Source organism: Catenulispora subtropica (assembly GCF_039531675.1).
Classification (GTDB): domain Bacteria; phylum Actinomycetota; class Actinomycetes; order Streptomycetales; family Catenulisporaceae; genus Catenulispora; species Catenulispora subtropica.
The window spans coordinates 1-1,322 of the sequence record NZ_BAAAQM010000128.1 but is presented as its reverse complement, the minus strand read 5'-3'; the positions used below and the strand labels follow the sequence as shown (position 1 = coordinate 1,322).

The 1,322-nt window shown below is 69.9% G+C and carries 2 protein-coding genes; both read right to left on the bottom strand.

Annotation, left to right across the window (positions count from 1 at the left end):
- Nucleotides 1-6: 6 nt before the first annotated feature.
- Nucleotides 7-420, bottom strand: a complete 414-nt coding sequence (locus tag ABD466_RS44250) for an STAS domain-containing protein (protein WP_344663325.1) — start codon at nucleotides 418-420, stop codon at nucleotides 7-9.
- Nucleotides 421-582: 162 nt separating this feature from the next.
- Nucleotides 583-1,320: a GAF and ANTAR domain-containing protein gene (locus ABD466_RS44245; RefSeq protein WP_344663324.1), complete on the bottom strand. Its 738-nt coding sequence runs from the start codon at nucleotides 1,318-1,320 to the stop codon at nucleotides 583-585.
- Nucleotides 1,321-1,322 lie beyond the last annotated feature (2 nt).

The window sequence follows — 1,322 nt, the reverse complement described above, 5'->3', positions numbered from 1 at the left end:
GGCCGGTCACAGACCGGCGAGGGCTTCGGCGACGCCGGCGTAGCAGTGCAGGACCGACGACACCCCGGCGATCCCGATGATCTTCTGGACGTTTTCGGTCGCTCCGCAAAGGCGCACCCAGCCGCCCGTCTCGACCGCCCTGCGGTTGGCCCTTGCCAAGGCGCCCAGCCCGGAGCAGTCACAGAACGTCAGGGCGCTGATGTCGATGACCAGCCGTCGGCGGCTGTTCTCATGGAGCATGTCGAGGCGGGGGGCGAGAACGCGAGCCGTCTCCACGTCGAGTTCTCCCGCCAATGCCAGGACGGTGTTCTGGCCCTCGGAGCAGACCGCGATGTCCAACTCCGTGAACGGGATGTCGGCCGGTGGGGGCGGGGAACGTCGGGAGCCGGCGGGTCCGACGGCCACAGCGTTTTCGATCATGAAGGGTCTCCCAGCGTGCCGGTGAATCTCGTGTCACCAGGGTCTGGGGAGACCGTCCGGATCGACCGGACGTGTTTTCAGCATACGCCTGCCGTGGCCGGGCCGGCGCTGGACGACCCGATGGGTTGAGGACCTGAGCTTTTCTCGGCAACCCGGGCGGGCTCACGACCGCCGGTCGGCCTCGAGCGGGGGTTCGAACCCGATGGAGGCACCCTCGGCCACCTGGCGGGCGAGATCGGACAGCCGGAGGTTGTTCCTGCGGGCGTGGTCACGCAGCTGGGCGAACGCCTGGTCCACGGTGATGTGGCGCCGCTCGGCCAGGACGCCCTTGGCCTGTTCGATGGCGATCCGGCTGGACAGAGCGTGCTCCAGCTGTGCGGCCAGGAGCTCGGACTGGTGGACGGTGCGCTGCGCCAGGATGCCCATGGTGGCGACGTCGGCCATGGCCTGCCCCGTCCCCACGTCTGCGACCGACAGGACCCGGTCGTCGGCGCAGAAGAGGATCAGCGCCCCGATCACAGTGCCGCGAAGTCGCAGAGGCAGGGCGTGCACCGCGGTGAACCCCGCGGCTCGGGCCGCCTCGGCGAAGCGCGGCCACTGCCCGGCCCGGGCGCCCAGGTCCGCGTTGACCACGGCGGTCCCGGTGCGGCAGCAGTCGACGCACGGCCCGGCGTCGGCCTGCAGCTCGAACAGTTCCAGCAGCCGGGCGTTCTCCGTCGACGCGGCCGCGGCGTGCAGGTTCCCGCGCTGATCGATCAGCATGACACCGGCAGCGTCGACGTCCAACAGCTGCACACAGCGGCTGGCGAGGGTCTGCAGGAAGTCGATGACGTCGAAATCCTCGACCAGGGTGTCGGCCAGGTCGACGAAGGTCTCGACGAGCCGTTGCTCTCGAGTCACGC